This window comes from Povalibacter sp., from assembly GCF_036520495.1.
Taxonomy (GTDB): Bacteria; Pseudomonadota; Gammaproteobacteria; order Steroidobacterales; family Steroidobacteraceae; genus Steroidobacter.
In genome coordinates this window covers 64,280-78,582 of sequence record NZ_DATDJO010000040.1, presented here as the reverse complement: position 1 = coordinate 78,582, position 14,303 = coordinate 64,280, and the positions used below count along the sequence as shown (strand labels likewise).

At 61.1% G+C, this 14,303-nt stretch carries 11 protein-coding genes and 7 tRNA genes; 16 read left to right on the top strand and 2 right to left on the bottom strand.

What is annotated here, in order from left to right:
- Nucleotides 1-2: 2 nt before the first annotated feature.
- A complete protein-coding gene (locus VIZ63_RS15730) occupies nucleotides 3-1,310 on the top strand; it encodes a serine/threonine-protein kinase (RefSeq protein ID WP_331610618.1) in 1,308 nt (435 codons plus the stop codon).
- Nucleotides 1,307-1,924 (top strand): tRNA-(ms[2]io[6]A)-hydroxylase, encoded by a 618-nt coding sequence (locus VIZ63_RS15725; RefSeq protein ID WP_331610617.1) that lies wholly within the window; start codon nucleotides 1,307-1,309, stop codon nucleotides 1,922-1,924. Before VIZ63_RS15730 ends, VIZ63_RS15725 begins: the two co-directional genes overlap by 4 nt.
- Nucleotides 1,925-1,939: 15 nt before the next feature.
- Here the strand turns inward: VIZ63_RS15725 and lpxH are convergent, their stop codons facing one another.
- Complete coding sequence (gene lpxH / locus VIZ63_RS15720; RefSeq protein WP_331610616.1) at nucleotides 1,940-2,674, bottom strand: UDP-2,3-diacylglucosamine diphosphatase; 735 nt, start codon at nucleotides 2,672-2,674, stop codon at nucleotides 1,940-1,942.
- Between the two features lie 38 nt (nucleotides 2,675-2,712).
- Complete coding sequence (locus VIZ63_RS15715) at nucleotides 2,713-3,273, bottom strand: peptidylprolyl isomerase (RefSeq protein ID WP_331610614.1); 561 nt, start codon at nucleotides 3,271-3,273, stop codon at nucleotides 2,713-2,715.
- A gap of 130 nt (nucleotides 3,274-3,403) precedes the next feature.
- On the opposite strand from VIZ63_RS15715, the gene gltX reads away from it, so the two are divergent.
- From gltX to VIZ63_RS15645, 14 genes are all read left to right on the top strand, one after another.
- Nucleotides 3,404-4,822 carry a glutamate--tRNA ligase gene (gene gltX / locus VIZ63_RS15710; protein WP_331610613.1) on the top strand — a complete coding sequence of 473 codons (1,419 nt, stop codon included), beginning with the start codon at nucleotides 3,404-3,406 and terminating at the stop codon, nucleotides 4,820-4,822.
- Nucleotides 4,823-4,830: 8 nt separating this feature from the next.
- Nucleotides 4,831-6,231: a cysteine--tRNA ligase gene (gene cysS / locus VIZ63_RS15705; protein ID WP_331610612.1), complete on the top strand. Its 1,401-nt coding sequence runs from the start codon at nucleotides 4,831-4,833 to the stop codon at nucleotides 6,229-6,231.
- A 98-nt stretch (nucleotides 6,232-6,329) separates the two neighbouring features.
- A tRNA-Pro gene (locus VIZ63_RS15700) sits at nucleotides 6,330-6,406 on the top strand.
- Between the two features lie 50 nt (nucleotides 6,407-6,456).
- Nucleotides 6,457-6,533: transfer RNA gene (locus VIZ63_RS15695), tRNA-Arg, on the top strand.
- Between the two features lie 193 nt (nucleotides 6,534-6,726).
- Nucleotides 6,727-6,802 (top strand) — tRNA-His (locus tag VIZ63_RS15690).
- 113 nt (nucleotides 6,803-6,915) lie between these two features.
- Nucleotides 6,916-6,991, top strand: a tRNA-Lys gene (locus tag VIZ63_RS15685).
- A gap of 135 nt (nucleotides 6,992-7,126) precedes the next feature.
- A tRNA-Leu gene (locus VIZ63_RS15680) sits at nucleotides 7,127-7,211 on the top strand.
- Between the two features lie 46 nt (nucleotides 7,212-7,257).
- Entirely contained in the window at nucleotides 7,258-8,553 is a 1,296-nt protein-coding gene (gene tig / locus VIZ63_RS15675; protein WP_331610611.1) for a trigger factor, read from the top strand.
- 106 nt (nucleotides 8,554-8,659) lie between these two features.
- Nucleotides 8,660-9,268: an ATP-dependent Clp endopeptidase proteolytic subunit ClpP gene (gene clpP / locus VIZ63_RS15670; RefSeq protein ID WP_331610610.1), complete on the top strand. Its 609-nt coding sequence runs from the start codon at nucleotides 8,660-8,662 to the stop codon at nucleotides 9,266-9,268.
- 162 nt (nucleotides 9,269-9,430) lie between these two features.
- A complete protein-coding gene (gene clpX, locus VIZ63_RS15665) occupies nucleotides 9,431-10,747 on the top strand; it encodes an ATP-dependent Clp protease ATP-binding subunit ClpX (protein WP_331610609.1) in 1,317 nt (438 codons plus the stop codon).
- A gap of 247 nt (nucleotides 10,748-10,994) precedes the next feature.
- The gene (gene lon, locus VIZ63_RS15660) at nucleotides 10,995-13,436 is read left to right on the top strand and encodes an endopeptidase La (RefSeq protein WP_331610608.1); all 2,442 of its coding nucleotides are present in this window, start codon (nucleotides 10,995-10,997) and stop codon (nucleotides 13,434-13,436) included.
- A gap of 163 nt (nucleotides 13,437-13,599) precedes the next feature.
- Nucleotides 13,600-13,872: an HU family DNA-binding protein gene (locus VIZ63_RS15655; RefSeq protein ID WP_331610607.1), complete on the top strand. Its 273-nt coding sequence runs from the start codon at nucleotides 13,600-13,602 to the stop codon at nucleotides 13,870-13,872.
- 102 nt (nucleotides 13,873-13,974) lie between these two features.
- Nucleotides 13,975-14,050 (top strand) — tRNA-Val (locus VIZ63_RS15650).
- A 38-nt stretch (nucleotides 14,051-14,088) separates the two neighbouring features.
- Nucleotides 14,089-14,165: transfer RNA gene (locus VIZ63_RS15645), tRNA-Asp, on the top strand.
- Nucleotides 14,166-14,303 lie beyond the last annotated feature (138 nt).

Below are 14,303 nucleotides of genomic sequence, written 5' to 3'. Positions count from 1 at the left end.
CCATGTCATCGGTAGTGTCGTCAGTCGCTGGTCGTGCCCCGTCGACCACGCAATCCCAGTCCACACCGCGGCTGCTCATCATCACCGATCACACGGAGCTCGGTCGTTCTCTCGAGCATCATGCCTCAGTGGTGTGGCCAGAGATCGAGTGCCGCGTGCACGCCCCGCTGGTCTCCGGTCGATTTCATTCGGCGTTCACGGCGCTGGGCTATGACGTCGTAATCCTGGATGACCGCATCGAACGCGGACGCGGCGAGGAGTGGCTGGAGAATCTCTTACGACGGGAGGATTTCCCCCCGATCGTGTATCTCGCGCCAGGCGATGATCCTGCGCTTGCGAAGCGAGTGGCGGCACGCAGCGTGATCGACGTGCTCATGCGCGAGCGGATCGAACATCGACGGTTTGCCTCCGCGCTGCGCGAAGCGGTGCACCGCAGGCGTCAGCAGCTCGCGTTGCAACGAACCAGTGCCCAGACACGCGCCCGATCGACCTTTGGCCCCATATCGATTCGCGGACATCGCTTCGTCCGTGAAATCGCTGTTGGCGGCACGTCGATGGTGTACCTGGCGGAAAGCGAACGTGCGGGCGAGATGGTCGTACTGAAAGTGTTGCGGGAGGCGCCCGAATCGCGCGATCCACAGGCGCAGTTCGCCCGGTTCCTGCAGGAATACGAACTCATTTCGAGCATCCGGCATCCGAACGTGGTGCGCATCTACGATCTGGGCATTGCCGACGATCATGCCTACATCGCGATGGAGCACTTCCCGCTGGGCGATCTGCGCGGCCATATCGCCAGCGTGCTGCGTCCCACCGAGGCGCTGGCTTACCTCGGGCAAATGGCGGGCGCGTTGCAGGTCGTTCACGAAGTCGGGGTGCTGCATCGTGACCTCAAGCCCGGCAACATCATGATGCGCGCCGACGGTTCGATCGCGCTGATCGATTTCGGTCTCGCGAAGCAGGTGTCCCTGGATGGCGATATGACGGGCACCGGCGAGATCTTCGGCACGCCGTATTACATGAGCCCGGAGCAGGGGCATGGTCACGAGCTCGATGCGCGCAGTGATCTTTACAGCCTCGGCGTGATTTTTTTCGAGATGCTGCTGCGCCGGAAGCCGTTTCTGGCGGCGAATCCCATGGCTGTGCTGTACATGCACGGCAACGCACCGATCCCGAAGCTCGAGGCCGCGTTATCGCGCTATCAACCGATTCTGGATCGGCTGCTGGCGAAAGACAGGGCGGATCGCTTTGCATCGGCGGGGCAACTGCTGGAACACGTACGCCAATTGCAGGCAGAGGATAGTCGTCAGTGAATGCGGTTTCTGACATCGCGACGGGCATGAACGTATTGCTCGCACCGACCCCGCAGCGGTGGTTCGAAGTCGCTGGCGAACGCTGGGGCGAACTGCTCATCGATCACGCCAACTGCGAAAAGAAGGCGGCGTCCACTGCGCTCAGTCTGATCTTCACGTACCCGGAGGATTTCGCACTGACCGATCGGATCTCGCGCCTGGCGCGGGAGGAACTGCGCCATTTCGAGCAGGTGCAGAAACTCATGCGCGAACTGCAGGTGCCCTTCCGGCGCCTCTCGCCGTCACGTTATGCGGAAGGGCTGCGCCGTACGTTGCGTACCCGCGAACCGCAGAGGTTGCTCGATCTGTTGCTCTGTGGTGCGTTGATCGAGGCGCGTTCGTGTGAGCGTTTCGAAGGGTTGGTGTCAGTGTTGCAGCAACCGATGGCCGGTCTCTATGCGGGCCTCGCGCAGTCCGAGGCGCGCCATCGCGGCCTCTATCTGCGTCTCGCAGAAACCCGCGCCGGTGACGAGGATTGGCGCGCTCGGCTACGCGTGATGGCAGAGGTGGAAGCCGATCTCGCCACCTCGAAGGACCCGCAGTTCCGCTTTCATTCCGGCGAACCGGCGCTCTGATCAGGATCTGGCCAGTCAGGCTCTCGACAGTCCGGCCAGCGCAAAGCCATCGGCGTTCCAGCGCAGCACGCTGCCTTGCTCGTACCAGTCGCCGAGAACGATCCGCGTCGCCTCGTTGCCGTCGACGGTGAGACGGTGAATTGCCGGACGATGCGTATGTCCGTGAATCATGCAGTCCACCTGGAAGCGACGGAACGTTGCCGCCACCGCATCAGTGTTGACATCCATGATGGCCGGCGCCGCCTTGTCCATGGCATCGATATGCGCCTTGCTGCCGGCACGCATTTTTTCGGCGAGCCGTTGGCGCTGACGCAGAGACAGTCTGCACAGGATGAACTGCACCAGCGGATTGCGCACGATGCGGCGCAGGCGTTGGTACGCCGGATCATCGGTGCACAGGGTGTCGCCGTGCAGCAGCAGCACACGGCGTCCGTAGAGATCGATCACGACGCCGTCGTCGATCAGCTGCGCGCCGCTGTCGGCACAGAATCGCTTACCCAGAAGGAAGTCGCGATTGCCGTGCATGACATGGCAGGGCACCCCGCCAGCGGTGAGTTTTTTCAGCGCGGCGATGATGCGGCGCTTGTCGGGATCCGGATCATCATCGCCGATCCACGCTTCGAACAGATCACCCAGGATGTACAGAGCCCGCGCCATCGCTGCCTCGCCATCCAGAAAGCGCAGAAACTGGTCCGTGATGTCGGGTCGCGAACCATCGAGGTGCAGGTCGGAAATGAAGAGCGTGGTCACGGGGAAACGGCTTTACGGGATGAGTGCGCCGGTGTGACTCATTTCAGCTCTTCGACCCGCTCGATCACGATCGCCTTCAGCGGCGCGTCCTGTTCGAACGGACCGGCCGCACCGGTGGCGGCAACGCCGATTTCATCGATCACGCTCATGCCCTCGATGACTTTGCCGAAGACCGCATAGCCCCAGCGGCTCGGCTGTGGATCCAGCGCCGCGTTGTCGGCGAGGTTGATGTAGAACTGGGCGGTCGCGCTGTGGGCGTCGCCCGTGCGCGCGATGCCGACGGTGCCGCGTCGATTCGACAAGCCATTGCCAGACTCGTTGGGAATGGGGGCGCGAACCGGACGTTCCAGGAACTTGTCGTCGTAACCGCCGCCCTGGATGACGAAGCCGCTGATGATGCGATGGAAGATCGTGCCGTTGTAGTGGCCCGCCCTGGCGTACTCCAGAAAGTTCGCCACGGTCAGGGGCGATCGCGCGCTGTCGAGTTCGATCAGAAAACTGCCGGCGCTGGTGTAGACACGAACGAGTTGCGGACCGGCGGCGTTTGCCGGGGCGATCGCGCAGCTGACGAGGATCAATGCCAGTAGAAGTCGACGCATGTTCGTGATCGCAGGCAACCCGTCGTATTGACTCCCGAATCTTAGCCCAGCAGGAGGACGATCGCGGCGCGGGTGTATAGAATGCCGCCGTGCGCGGCCAGGGTGGCCGCCTCCCGATGATTTTCAGAGAATGTCCTCCACCCCGCTAGTCACGAGATTTGCGCCGAGCCCGACGGGCCATCTGCACCTGGGCAACGCGCGTACCGCCTTGCTCAACTTTCTGGCTGCCCGACATGCCGGCGGACAGTTCATCCTGCGTGTCGAGGACACGGACGAGGCGCGCAGCTCCGAGGAATTCATGCGCGAGCTCTTCCAGGACCTGCACTGGCTGGGGCTCGAGTGGGACGAAGGTCCCGATATCGGCGGACCGCATGTGGTGTATCGCCAGCAGCAGCGCCGGCAGATCTACGAGGAATGGCTCGCCAGGCTCGATGCAGCCGGGCTCACGTATCCCTGCTTCTGCACGCCAGGGGAGCTGAACATTGCGCGCAAGCAGCTGCTCGCTGCCGGTAAACCGCCGCGATATGCGGGCACCTGCCGGAACTTGACGGAAGAGCAGCGCGCGGAGCGGCTGGTCAGCGGCAAGGCCGCAGCCCTGCGATTCCGTGTGCCGCCGTCGCAGATCATCCGCTTCGACGACGTCGTGCACGGAGAGCAGCGCTTCAACAGCGATGACATCGGCGATTTCATCATTCGTCGTGCGGATGGCAGCACGGCGTTCTTTTTCTCCAATGCCATCGACGATGCGCTGATGGGCGTGACGCTGGTGCTGCGCGGCGACGATCATCTGACGAACACGCCGCGGCAGATACTGATCCTGCAGGCGCTGAACCTGCCCATCCCGCGGTACGCGCACGTCGCGCTGTTGCAGGGAATGGATGGCGCGAAGCTGTCGAAGCGGCACGGCGATCTGAGTCTGCGCGATCTGCGCAAGCGTGGGTATCTGCCGAGCGCGGTGCGCAATCATCTGGTACGCCTTGGGCATACCTGCGTCTCTGACGGCTGGCTGGACGAGGCAGCGATGAGCGCTGAGTTCGACCTGAACCGGCTCGGCCGCGCCGCTGCGAAATTCGATGAGGCCCAGCTGCGGCATTGGCAGAAGGAAGGTGTCGCGCGCCTGAGCCTCGACGATTTCCTGGTGTGGATCTCGAATCAGCTGCCCACTGGCGTGGAAACGGCACGGCTGGGTCAGTTTGCCCAGGCGATTCGCTACAACGTGGAATTTCCCACCGACGCGAAACTCTGGGTCGATGTGGTGTTCGGTGTGCCCGCTGATGCGGACGCCGACGCGATGGCGAGGATTCGTGAGGCAGGGTCGGAGTTCTTCGCGACCGCGGCGCAACTGTTCGCGGCGGGCGGCAAGGAATTTCGCCAGCTGGCGCGCGAGTTGGGGGAGCGGACGGGTCGCAAAGGTCCGGCTCTGTATATGCCGCTGCGGGCAGCACTGACAGGCGTCCTGCACGGGCCGGAGCTCGGGCCGCTCCTGGCGCTGATCAATCCGCAGGAAATTGTTGCGCGACTGGAAACGGCCGCGCGCGTCGCCGGCTGAGGAACGTGATGCTGCAGCTTTTCAATACGCTTTCCGGCCGCAAGGAAGACTTTCAGCCGCTCGAGCCCGGCATCGTCCGCATGTATGTCTGCGGCGATACCGTGTACGACTACTGTCATATCGGTCATGCGCGCAGCAAGATCGCGTTCGACGTGGTGCGCCGTTACCTGGCGTTCAAGGGCTACAAGGTCACGTTCGTCCGCAACATCACGGACATCGATGACAAGATCATCAAGCGCGCCGCCGAGAACAAGGAAAGCGTGCAGGCACTGACGCAGCGTTTCATCGCCGCGATGCATGAGGACTACGACCGGCTCTGCATCCTGCGCCCGGATTTCGAGCCCAAAGCGACGGAGCATGTGCCGAGCATCATTGCGATGACGCAGGCGCTCATCGAGAAGAGCTTTGCCTATGTCGCCACGAATGGCGATGTCATGTACTCGGTCTCCGCATTTGCCGACTACGGCAAGCTGTCCGGTCGGCAACTGGGCGATCTGCGCGCAGGAGCGCGTGTGGCGATCGATGAGGCCAAGCGCGATCCGCTGGATTTCGTGTTGTGGAAGCAGGCGAAACCCGGCGAGCCGTCGTGGGCGTCGCCCTGGGGTGGAGGCCGACCGGGCTGGCACATCGAGTGCTCGGCCATGACGCTGGATCTGCTCGGCAGCCGTTTCGATATTCACGGCGGCGGTCTGGACCTGAAGTTCCCGCATCACGAGAATGAGATCGCGCAGTCCTGCGCGGCGACCGGCGATTGCTTCGCGACCTACTGGATGCACAACGGCTTCGTCAACGTCGACAACGAAAAGATGGCGAAGTCGGTCGGCAACTTCTTCCTGATTCGCGACGTGCTCGGTTCGGGGCACGTCCGCGATCCGGAGGTGCTGCGATTGTTCCTGCTGTCCAGTCATTACCGCGGTCCGATCAACTATTCGCTGACACAGATCGAGCAGGCCGATGCGGCGCTGAGTCGCCTGTACATGGCATTGCGTGACGTTCAGCCGCTAGCGTACGAAGCGGGTGAGGCCACGCATCGGTTCACCGCTGCGATGGACGATGACTTCAATACGCCCGAGGCGCTGGCCGTAATGCAGATGCTGGCGGGTGAAATCAATCGTGCGCGAGCCGTGTCGCCACAGACAGCTGCAACGCTTGCCGCGGAATTGCGGTACCTCGGTTCAGTATTGGGGCTCCTGCAGTCAGCGCCGGATGCTTTCCTGCAGAAGTCGGCAACGGCAGGTAGTGAATTGCAATGGAGCGATGCTGCGATCGAACGGGCAATTGCCGCGCGTCAGGCGGCACGCAAGGCGCGTGATTTCGCCGAGTCGGATCGGATCAGGGATGAGCTCGCGGCAGCAGGCGTGCTCCTCGAAGACAAGCCCGCTGGTTTGACGAGTTGGCGACGCAGCTGAATTTAAATAAATAAATTGATGAATTAGATCGATTCGCAAATTGACGCTCCGGGACCCCGTGCGTATGATTCGCGGCCCGTGTGGGGGCGGCTTCTGAACGGGGCATAGCGCAGTCTGGTAGCGCATCTGGTTTGGGACCAGAGGGTCGGGGGTTCGAATCCCTCTGCCCCGACCAGCTCGCCGCCTCGTACGCGTGGAATGGAAATTGAGTCTGTTAGTGACCCTGCGCCCGTAGCTCAGCTGGATAGAGCATCGGCCTTCTAAGCCGAGGGTCGCAGGTTCGAGTCCTGCCGGGCGCGCCAACAGGCGCAGCAAGGCAGGATGAGAAGCTGCGAAGTACCGACGAAGTCGGTAGTGCAGGTGCGACAAAGTCGCAGGGAGCAACTTCGAACAGCCGCGAGGCTGGACCCGAAGAGTCACGGGCCAGGAGGGCCGAGGTGTAATCCTGCCAGGCGCGCCAACAGGCGCACGTGGACAGGGTTGGTTTGGACGATGGTGGACGTAGCTCAGTTGGTAGAGCCCCGGATTGTGATTCCGGCCGTCGTGGGTTCGAGTCCCATCGTCCACCCCAAATTATGAGATGCGGCTGGTCCGACCCTGTGTCAGGACCGACGCAGCGAAAAATCCGGCCTTAAGCCGGTTTTTCGAGGGTACTTAGGGTGTACCCGTCATCGCAGGTTCAGTGGGCTGTTAGCTCAATTGGTAGAGCAGCTGACTCTTAATCAGTTGGTTATAGGTTCGAGTCCTATACGGCCCACCACTTCCCCGGAACAGAATTTTCCCGCCGACATCGTCGGCGGGCTGTTTCCGCGCTCGTTCCGGTATACTCCGCGCCCCCACGGGCTGGCCCGCTGGGGTTGGGTTTGATGCTGAGGGGCTGGGAACTTCAGTTTTCGCGAAAGTGGCGGAACTGGTAGACGCGCTGGATTTAGGTTCCAGTGGGTAACCCCGTGAGGGTTCGAGTCCCTCCTTTCGCACCACCGGCGGCACAGGGCCGTGACTAGTCATCACAGAGGTCGTTGATCAATGCAGGTTTCGGTAGAGACAACCGGCGCCCTGGAGCGCCGCATGGAAGTGCAGGTTCCGGCAGAGCGCGTCGAGAAAGCGATCGACGAGCGTCTGAAGTCCATGAGCCGCACCGTGCGACTGAAAGGCTTTCGTCCGGGCAAGGTGCCCGTCAACGTCGTGCGCCAGCAGTTCGGCCAGCAAGTCCGTCAGGAAGTGCTGGGCGATGTCGTGCAGTCGACATTTGCCGAAGCTGTCAGTCAGCAGAATCTCAACCCGGCGACCGGTCCCCGCATCGAGCCGATCAGCATGGAAAAGGGCACCGATCTGAAGTATCGCGCCGTGTTCGAGATCTTTCCGGATGTAGAGATCAAAGGGCTCGAGAGCATGGAAATTGCGCGTCCGGCTGCCGAAGTGAATACGGCCGACGTCGACGCCATGATCGAAAACCTGCGTCAGCAGCGACCGACCTACACCCCCGTCGAGCGTGAAGCGAAGGACACTGATCGCGTCACCATCGATTTCACGGGCACGCTGGACGGTCAGCCGTTCGACGGCGGCGCGGGTGAGAACGTACCCGTCGTGCTTGGTGCCGGCCGCATGCTTGCCGACTTCGAAGCCGGCCTGAAAGGTGTCCGCGCGGGCGAAGAGAAGACCATCGACATGACGTTCCCGGAAAACTACGGCGGCGCCGATCTTGCTGGCAAGGCAGTGCAGTTCGCCATCAAGGTTCACACGGTCGAAGAGCAGCAGCTGCCGGAACTCAATGATGAGTTCTGCAAGGCTTATGGCGTGGAAGAGGGTGGTATCGAGCGCCTGCGCCAGGAAGTCGAAGACAACATGCGCCGCGAACTGGCGGAGGCTATCCGCGGACGCCTGAAAAAGCAGGTGCTGGACGCACTGCTCGCCGCCAATCCACTCGAGCTGCCGAAGTCGCTTGTCGATGCCCAGGTGCGCGAGCTGCAGCTCGACGCCGGTCGTCGCATGGGCGCCAAGGATATGTCGCAGCTGCCGCCCGCCGAGGGCTTCACCGAGACGGCTCGCCGGCGCGTCGCGCTCAGTCTGCTGATCAACGAAGTGATCAAGCAGGGCAGCATCAAGGTGGACCAGGCCAAGGTCATGGAGCGCTTCGAAGAGCTCGCTCAGCAATTCCCCGACGCGGACAAGGCCCTGCAGACCTATCGCGGCAATCCCCAGATTCGCCGGCAGATGGAGTCCGGAGTTCTGGAGGACCAGGCCATCGAATGGATCGTCGAGCGCGCCAAAGTGACGGATCAGCCGTCGTCTTTCAAAGAACTGATGAATTTCGGCGCGTAGCGAAAATCAAGCGTTTCGGCGTGAGCGGACTCAGGCACTTTGTTGCAAACTAGTGCCCGAGTCCTGACATACGGTTAATCCGATGAGCGTGAGAACGAACCCCGTTATGAATCTGGTCCCGATGGTTGTCGAGCAGACTGCTCGCGGCGAACGCGCCTACGATATTTACTCACGCCTGCTCAAGGAGCGCGTGATTTTCATCGTGGGGCAGGTCGAAGACCACATGGCCAATCTGGTCGTGGCGCAGCTGCTGTTCCTCGAGTCGGAAAACCCCGAAAAGGACATTGCGCTGTACATCAACTCGCCGGGCGGCTCAGTCAGCGCGGGACTGTCGATCTACGACACGATGCAGTTCATCAAGTGCGACGTCAGCACGATGTGCATCGGTCAGGCGGCCAGCATGGGAGCCGTACTGCTGTCGGGTGGAACCAAGGGCAAGCGCTACTCGTTGCCGCACTCGCGAATCATGATTCACCAGCCATTGGCCGGCTTCCAGGGCCAGGCGTCGGATATCGACATCCACGCCCGCGAAGTGCTGGACACCCGTGACCGCCTCAACCGCATCCTGGCCAAGCACACGGGCCAGAGCATCGAGAAGATCGCGAAAGACACCGATCGCGACAATTTCATGAGCGGCGAGGCTGCCGCGGCCTATGGCCTGATCGACCGGGTGCTGGAGCAGCGTGAGCTGGTTCCGGCGACTGGCGCTAAATGATTGAGCCGGAAGCCAATTCCTACCTTCCGGTACTTATTTTCACGGCCGGGAGGGGCTTCTTTGCGCCCTGATGGCGACGCGTGCTATATAACCCCGGACCGCGTTGAAATGCGCGAAAACGCAGCAATTTACGGCCCTGTAATGGCCATTGATGGGTGACTCATGTCCGATGACTCACGCGGCAAGCACGACGACGGCAAGCTTCTGTATTGCTCCTTCTGCGGCAAGAGCCAGCATGAAGTGCGCAAGCTCATTGCCGGACCGTCGGTTTTTGTCTGCGACGAATGCGTAGAGCTGTGCAACGACATCATTCGTGAAGAGCTCGAGGAACGCGCTGAGCGCACCCGCGACAAGCTGCCGCGGCCGCACGAGATCAAAAAGGTTCTCGACGAATACGTCATCGGTCAGCCGCGCGCCAAGAAGGTGCTGTCGGTGGCCGTCTACAACCATTACAAGCGCCTGCAGACCAAGACATCCGAGCAGCGCTCGAAGGACGAGGTCGAACTCGCCAAGAGCAACATACTGCTGATCGGCCCGACCGGTTGCGGCAAGACGCTGTTGGCCGAGACGCTGGCGCGACTGCTGAATGTGCCGTTCACGATCGCCGATGCGACGACCCTGACCGAAGCGGGTTATGTCGGTGAAGACGTCGAGAACATCATTCAGAAGTTGCTGCAGAAGTGCGACTACGATGTCGAGAAGGCCCAGACGGGCATCGTATACATCGACGAAATCGACAAGATTTCGCGCAAGTCCGACAATCCTTCCATTACCCGTGATGTATCGGGCGAAGGTGTGCAGCAGGCACTGCTCAAGCTCATCGAAGGCACGATCGCGTCTGTCCCGCCGCAGGGTGGCCGCAAGCACCCGCAGCAGGAATTCCTGCAGGTCGATACGACGAACATCCTGTTCATCTGTGGTGGTGCTTTCGCCGGACTCGAGAAGATCATTCTCAACCGCACCCAGAAGACAGGTATTGGTTTTACCGCCGACGTGCGTCAGCAGTCGGATCGTCCGCACGGCAGCGACGTGTTCCATGACGTCGAGCCGGAAGACCTGATCCGCTTCGGACTCATCCCGGAGTTCGTCGGCCGGTTGCCCGTGGTTGCAACGCTCGATGAACTGGACGAAGCCGCCCTGGTGTCGATCCTGATGGAGCCAAAGAACGCTCTCAGCAAGCAGTACCGCAAGCTGTTCGATATGGAGGGCGTGGAGCTCGAGTTCCGTGTCGATGCGCTCAAGGCGGTTGCCAACAAGGCAATGCAGCGCAAGACGGGCGCCCGAGGCCTGCGTACCATTCTGGAAAACGTGCTGCTCGAGACCATGTACGAGCTGCCATCGTTGCGTAACGTCCAGAAGGTCGTCGTCGACGAGTCCGTCATCGGTGGCGAGAGTAAGCCCTACATCGTTTACGGCAACGCCGACGAGGCGCGCACCAATGGTGAAGAGCGGCGTCCGACCGGCAGCGACCATCACTGAATCCTGCATTCAGGGATTGGCTGAAAGGGCGCCTGATGGCGCCCTTTTCGTTTGCGCCATGGATCGCGCGGGTGGTGTGAGGCATCTCCTGCATTGCGCTACGGCGCAAGTACATACAGCCATGAATTGCGTGCGGTTGCCGCTGGCAGCAGCCAGCCGCTTCCGGTATTTTCACTTGAGATTCTCTTTCGATCCCCGATGATCGTTCAGTCAGCGCCTCGAGCGCTTCATCCGCCAGGAAACGAGCGTGAGTACAGAGACCCCCGAAGTTGAGCAGACCACTACGCCGTCGGCCATTCCCGTGCTGCCGTTGCGCGATGTCGTCGTGTACCCGCACATGGTCATCCCACTGTTTGTAGGTCGCGAGAAATCCATCCTCGCGCTCGACCAGGCGATGCGTGCCGGCAAGCAGATCCTGCTCGTGGCGCAGAAGCAGGCCGATGTGGATGATCCGGCGCCCCAGGATCTTTATCGTCTCGGTACCGTGGCGACCATCCTGCAGCTGCTAAAGCTGCCGGACGGCACCGTCAAGGTGCTGGTGGAAGGCATCGAGCGCGCCAAGCTCGAGAAGCTTTATTCGAATCAGTATTTCTCCGCCGACATCAGCTCGCTCAAGGATGTTGAGCAGTTCGACGAACGCGAAATCGACGTGCTGTCGCGATCGGTGATTTCGCAGTTCGAGCAGTACGTCAAACTCAATCGCAAAGTGCCGCCGGAGATCCTGACGTCGCTGGCAGGCATCGAGCAGCCCGGTCGCCTCGCGGACACGGTCGCGGCGCACATGTCGCTGAAACTCGATGCGAAGCAGAAGGTTCTCGAGATCCACGACGTCCGCAAACGACTCGAACACATCCTGGCGCTGATCGAAGGCGAAATGGACGTGCTGCAGATCGAGAAGCGCATCCGCGGTCGCGTCAAGCAGCAGATGGAGAAGAGCCAGCGCGAGTACTACCTCAACGAGCAGATGAAGGCGATCCAGAAGGAGCTGGGCGAAATCGAAGACGCGCCGAACGAACTGGCGGAACTGGAGCAGCGCATCCAGAAGGCAGGCATGCCGAAGGAAGCGCGTGACAAAGCGATGTCCGAGCTCAACAAGCTGAAGCTCATGTCGCCGATGTCAGCCGAAGCCACCGTCGTGCGTAATTACGTCGACTGGCTGGTGAAGTGTCCCTGGAAGAAGAAGACCAAGGTGCACAACGACATTGCGAACGCAGAGAAGGTGCTGGACGAGGATCACTATGGCCTGGATAAGGTCAAGGAACGCATCGTCGAGTACCTGGCCGTTCAGCAGCGTGTGAAAACGCTGAAGGGCCCGATCCTGTGCCTGGTCGGCCCGCCCGGTGTCGGCAAGACTTCGCTCGGTCAGTCGATCGCGCGCTCGACCAATCGCAAGTTCGTGCGCATGTCGCTCGGTGGAGTGCGTGACGAAGCGGAAATCCGTGGTCACCGCCGCACTTACATCGGCTCGATGCCTGGCAAGATCATCCAGAACATGGTCAAGACAGGTGTCCACAATCCGCTGTTCCTGCTCGATGAAATCGACAAGATGGCGATGGACTTCCGCGGCGATCCGTCGTCGGCACTGCTCGAAGTGCTCGACCCGGAGCAGAACGCCACGTTCAACGATCACTACCTCGAAGTCGATTTCGACCTGTCGCAGGTGATGTTCGTGTGCACCGCGAACAGTCTCAATATCCCCGCACCGCTGCTGGATCGCATGGAGGTAATTCGTCTGCCGGGCTACACCGAAGACGAAAAGAGCGCGATCGCGCGTCGCTACCTGGTGCCGAAGCAGATGAAACAGAACGGCCTCAAGAATTCCGAGTTGAAGCTGGCCGATACCGCAGTGATGGACATCATCCGCTACTACACGCGCGAGGCAGGCGTTCGTAACCTGGAGCGCGAGGTCTCGAAGATCTGCCGTAAGTCGGTCAAGCAGCTGCTCACGGAGAAGGACGCCAAATGCGTCAACGTGACACCGAAGAACCTGAGCAAGTACCTGGGTGTGCGCCGGTTCCGCTACGGCCTCGCCGAAGAGCAGAACCAGGTGGGCCAGGTCACGGGTCTTGCCTGGACCGAAGTGGGCGGTGAATTGCTCACCATCGAAGCTGCGGTCGTTGCCGGCAAGGGCAAGCTCACGCATACCGGTCAGCTTGGCGCAGTCATGCAGGAGTCGATCCAGGCTGCCATGACCGTCGTACGCAGCCGCGCCGACATCCTTGGCCTCGATCCTGATTTCTATCAGAAGGCCGACGTGCACATTCACGTGCCCGAGGGTGCGACGCCGAAAGACGGCCCGAGCGCCGGCATCGGCATGTGCACCGCGCTGGTGTCCGCGTTGACCAAGATGCCTGTGCGCTCCGACGTCGCCATGACGGGTGAGATCACGTTGCGCGGACAGGTGCTGCCGATCGGTGGCCTGAAGGAGAAGTTGCTCGCTGCGCACCGGGGCGGAATTCGCACCGTACTCATCCCGGATGAGAACACCAAAGACCTTGCCGAGATTCCGCAGAACATCAAGGACAGTCTCGAGATCAAACCGGTGAAGTGGATCGACGAAGTGTTGCAGGTCGCACTCACGTCCATGCCGGCACCGCTGGGATCGGCGTCTGAGCCGTCGCGCGGGAACGACAAGACGCGCGCGCGTCGCGCTGCAAAGCGCACGTCGAAGCTGGTCAGAGCACACTGATCGACTGACAATGATGCTGGCGGACAGTGGGGTTTTGCTTCACTGTCCGCCTCTCATCACACATCCATCGCGGGTTCAGGTTGATTACTTATTCCTCCCGCTGCTATAACGCGCCCCCGCCTGACACAGCAGGCGGAGCCCATACAGAACGAAGGAAAGCGAAATGAACAAGGCCGAACTGATCGATGCGGTGATTGGACAGACCGGCTTGCAGAAGGCCGACGCCGCGCGCGCGGTCGATGCTGTATTCGACTCGATCTCTTCGGCGCTGAAGTCGGGTGACACCGTTTCTCTGCTGGGATTTGGTACGTTCGTCGTCAAGGCGCGTGCTGCTCGTGCGGGTCGTAATCCACGCACCGGAGAGACGATTGAAATCGCGGCAAGCAAAGTCCCTGGATTCAAGGCTGGCAAGGGCCTCAAGGATGCTGTAAATTAGCGCGCCTTCGAACGGCCCTTTCGGACATACGTCCTGAGGTGTCTTCAAAGATCTCCTGGAAATAATCCGTCGGATGACCCGATCGGGTGTCGGGCGGAAAGAGGGTGCTTAGCTCAGCTGGTAGAGCGTCGCCCTTACAAGGCGAATGTCGGGGGTTCGATCCCCTCAGCACCCACCACGCCTTGCAGCAAGTCCGGAGTCTTCAGGTTTTAGCGCGGAGCGGTAGTTCAGCTGGTTAGAATATCGGCCTGTCACGCCGAGGGTCGCGGGTTCGAGTCCCGTCCGCTCCGCCATTTTCTCTAGGTGACGAGTGATCGAGTGACGGGCAAGACAATAAAGTGAAAACAGTCTTGCCTGCATTCCACATATTCGTCGTTTCCTCACTTGCCAGAAGCCTGGTGATGCGTCCCTCCGGACGTTTCATCCGCTAG

What these genes read in the sequence shown, in the direction of transcription:
- VIZ63_RS15730 (WP_331610618.1), top strand. Translation starts at nt 3, where the DNA reads ATGTCATCGGTAGTGTCGTCAGTCGCTGGTCGTGCCCCGTCGACCACG.
- VIZ63_RS15715 (WP_331610614.1), bottom strand. Translation starts at nt 3,273, where the DNA reads ATGCGTCGACTTCTACTGGCATTGATCCTCGTCAGCTGCGCGATCGCC.
- gltX (WP_331610613.1), top strand. Translation starts at nt 3,404, where the DNA reads ATGTCCTCCACCCCGCTAGTCACGAGATTTGCGCCGAGCCCGACGGGC.
- cysS (WP_331610612.1), top strand. Translation starts at nt 4,831, where the DNA reads ATGCTGCAGCTTTTCAATACGCTTTCCGGCCGCAAGGAAGACTTTCAG.
- tig (WP_331610611.1), top strand. Translation starts at nt 7,258, where the DNA reads ATGCAGGTTTCGGTAGAGACAACCGGCGCCCTGGAGCGCCGCATGGAA.
- clpP (WP_331610610.1), top strand. Translation starts at nt 8,660, where the DNA reads ATGAATCTGGTCCCGATGGTTGTCGAGCAGACTGCTCGCGGCGAACGC.
- clpX (WP_331610609.1), top strand. Translation starts at nt 9,431, where the DNA reads ATGTCCGATGACTCACGCGGCAAGCACGACGACGGCAAGCTTCTGTAT.
- VIZ63_RS15655 (WP_331610607.1), top strand. Translation starts at nt 13,600, where the DNA reads ATGAACAAGGCCGAACTGATCGATGCGGTGATTGGACAGACCGGCTTG.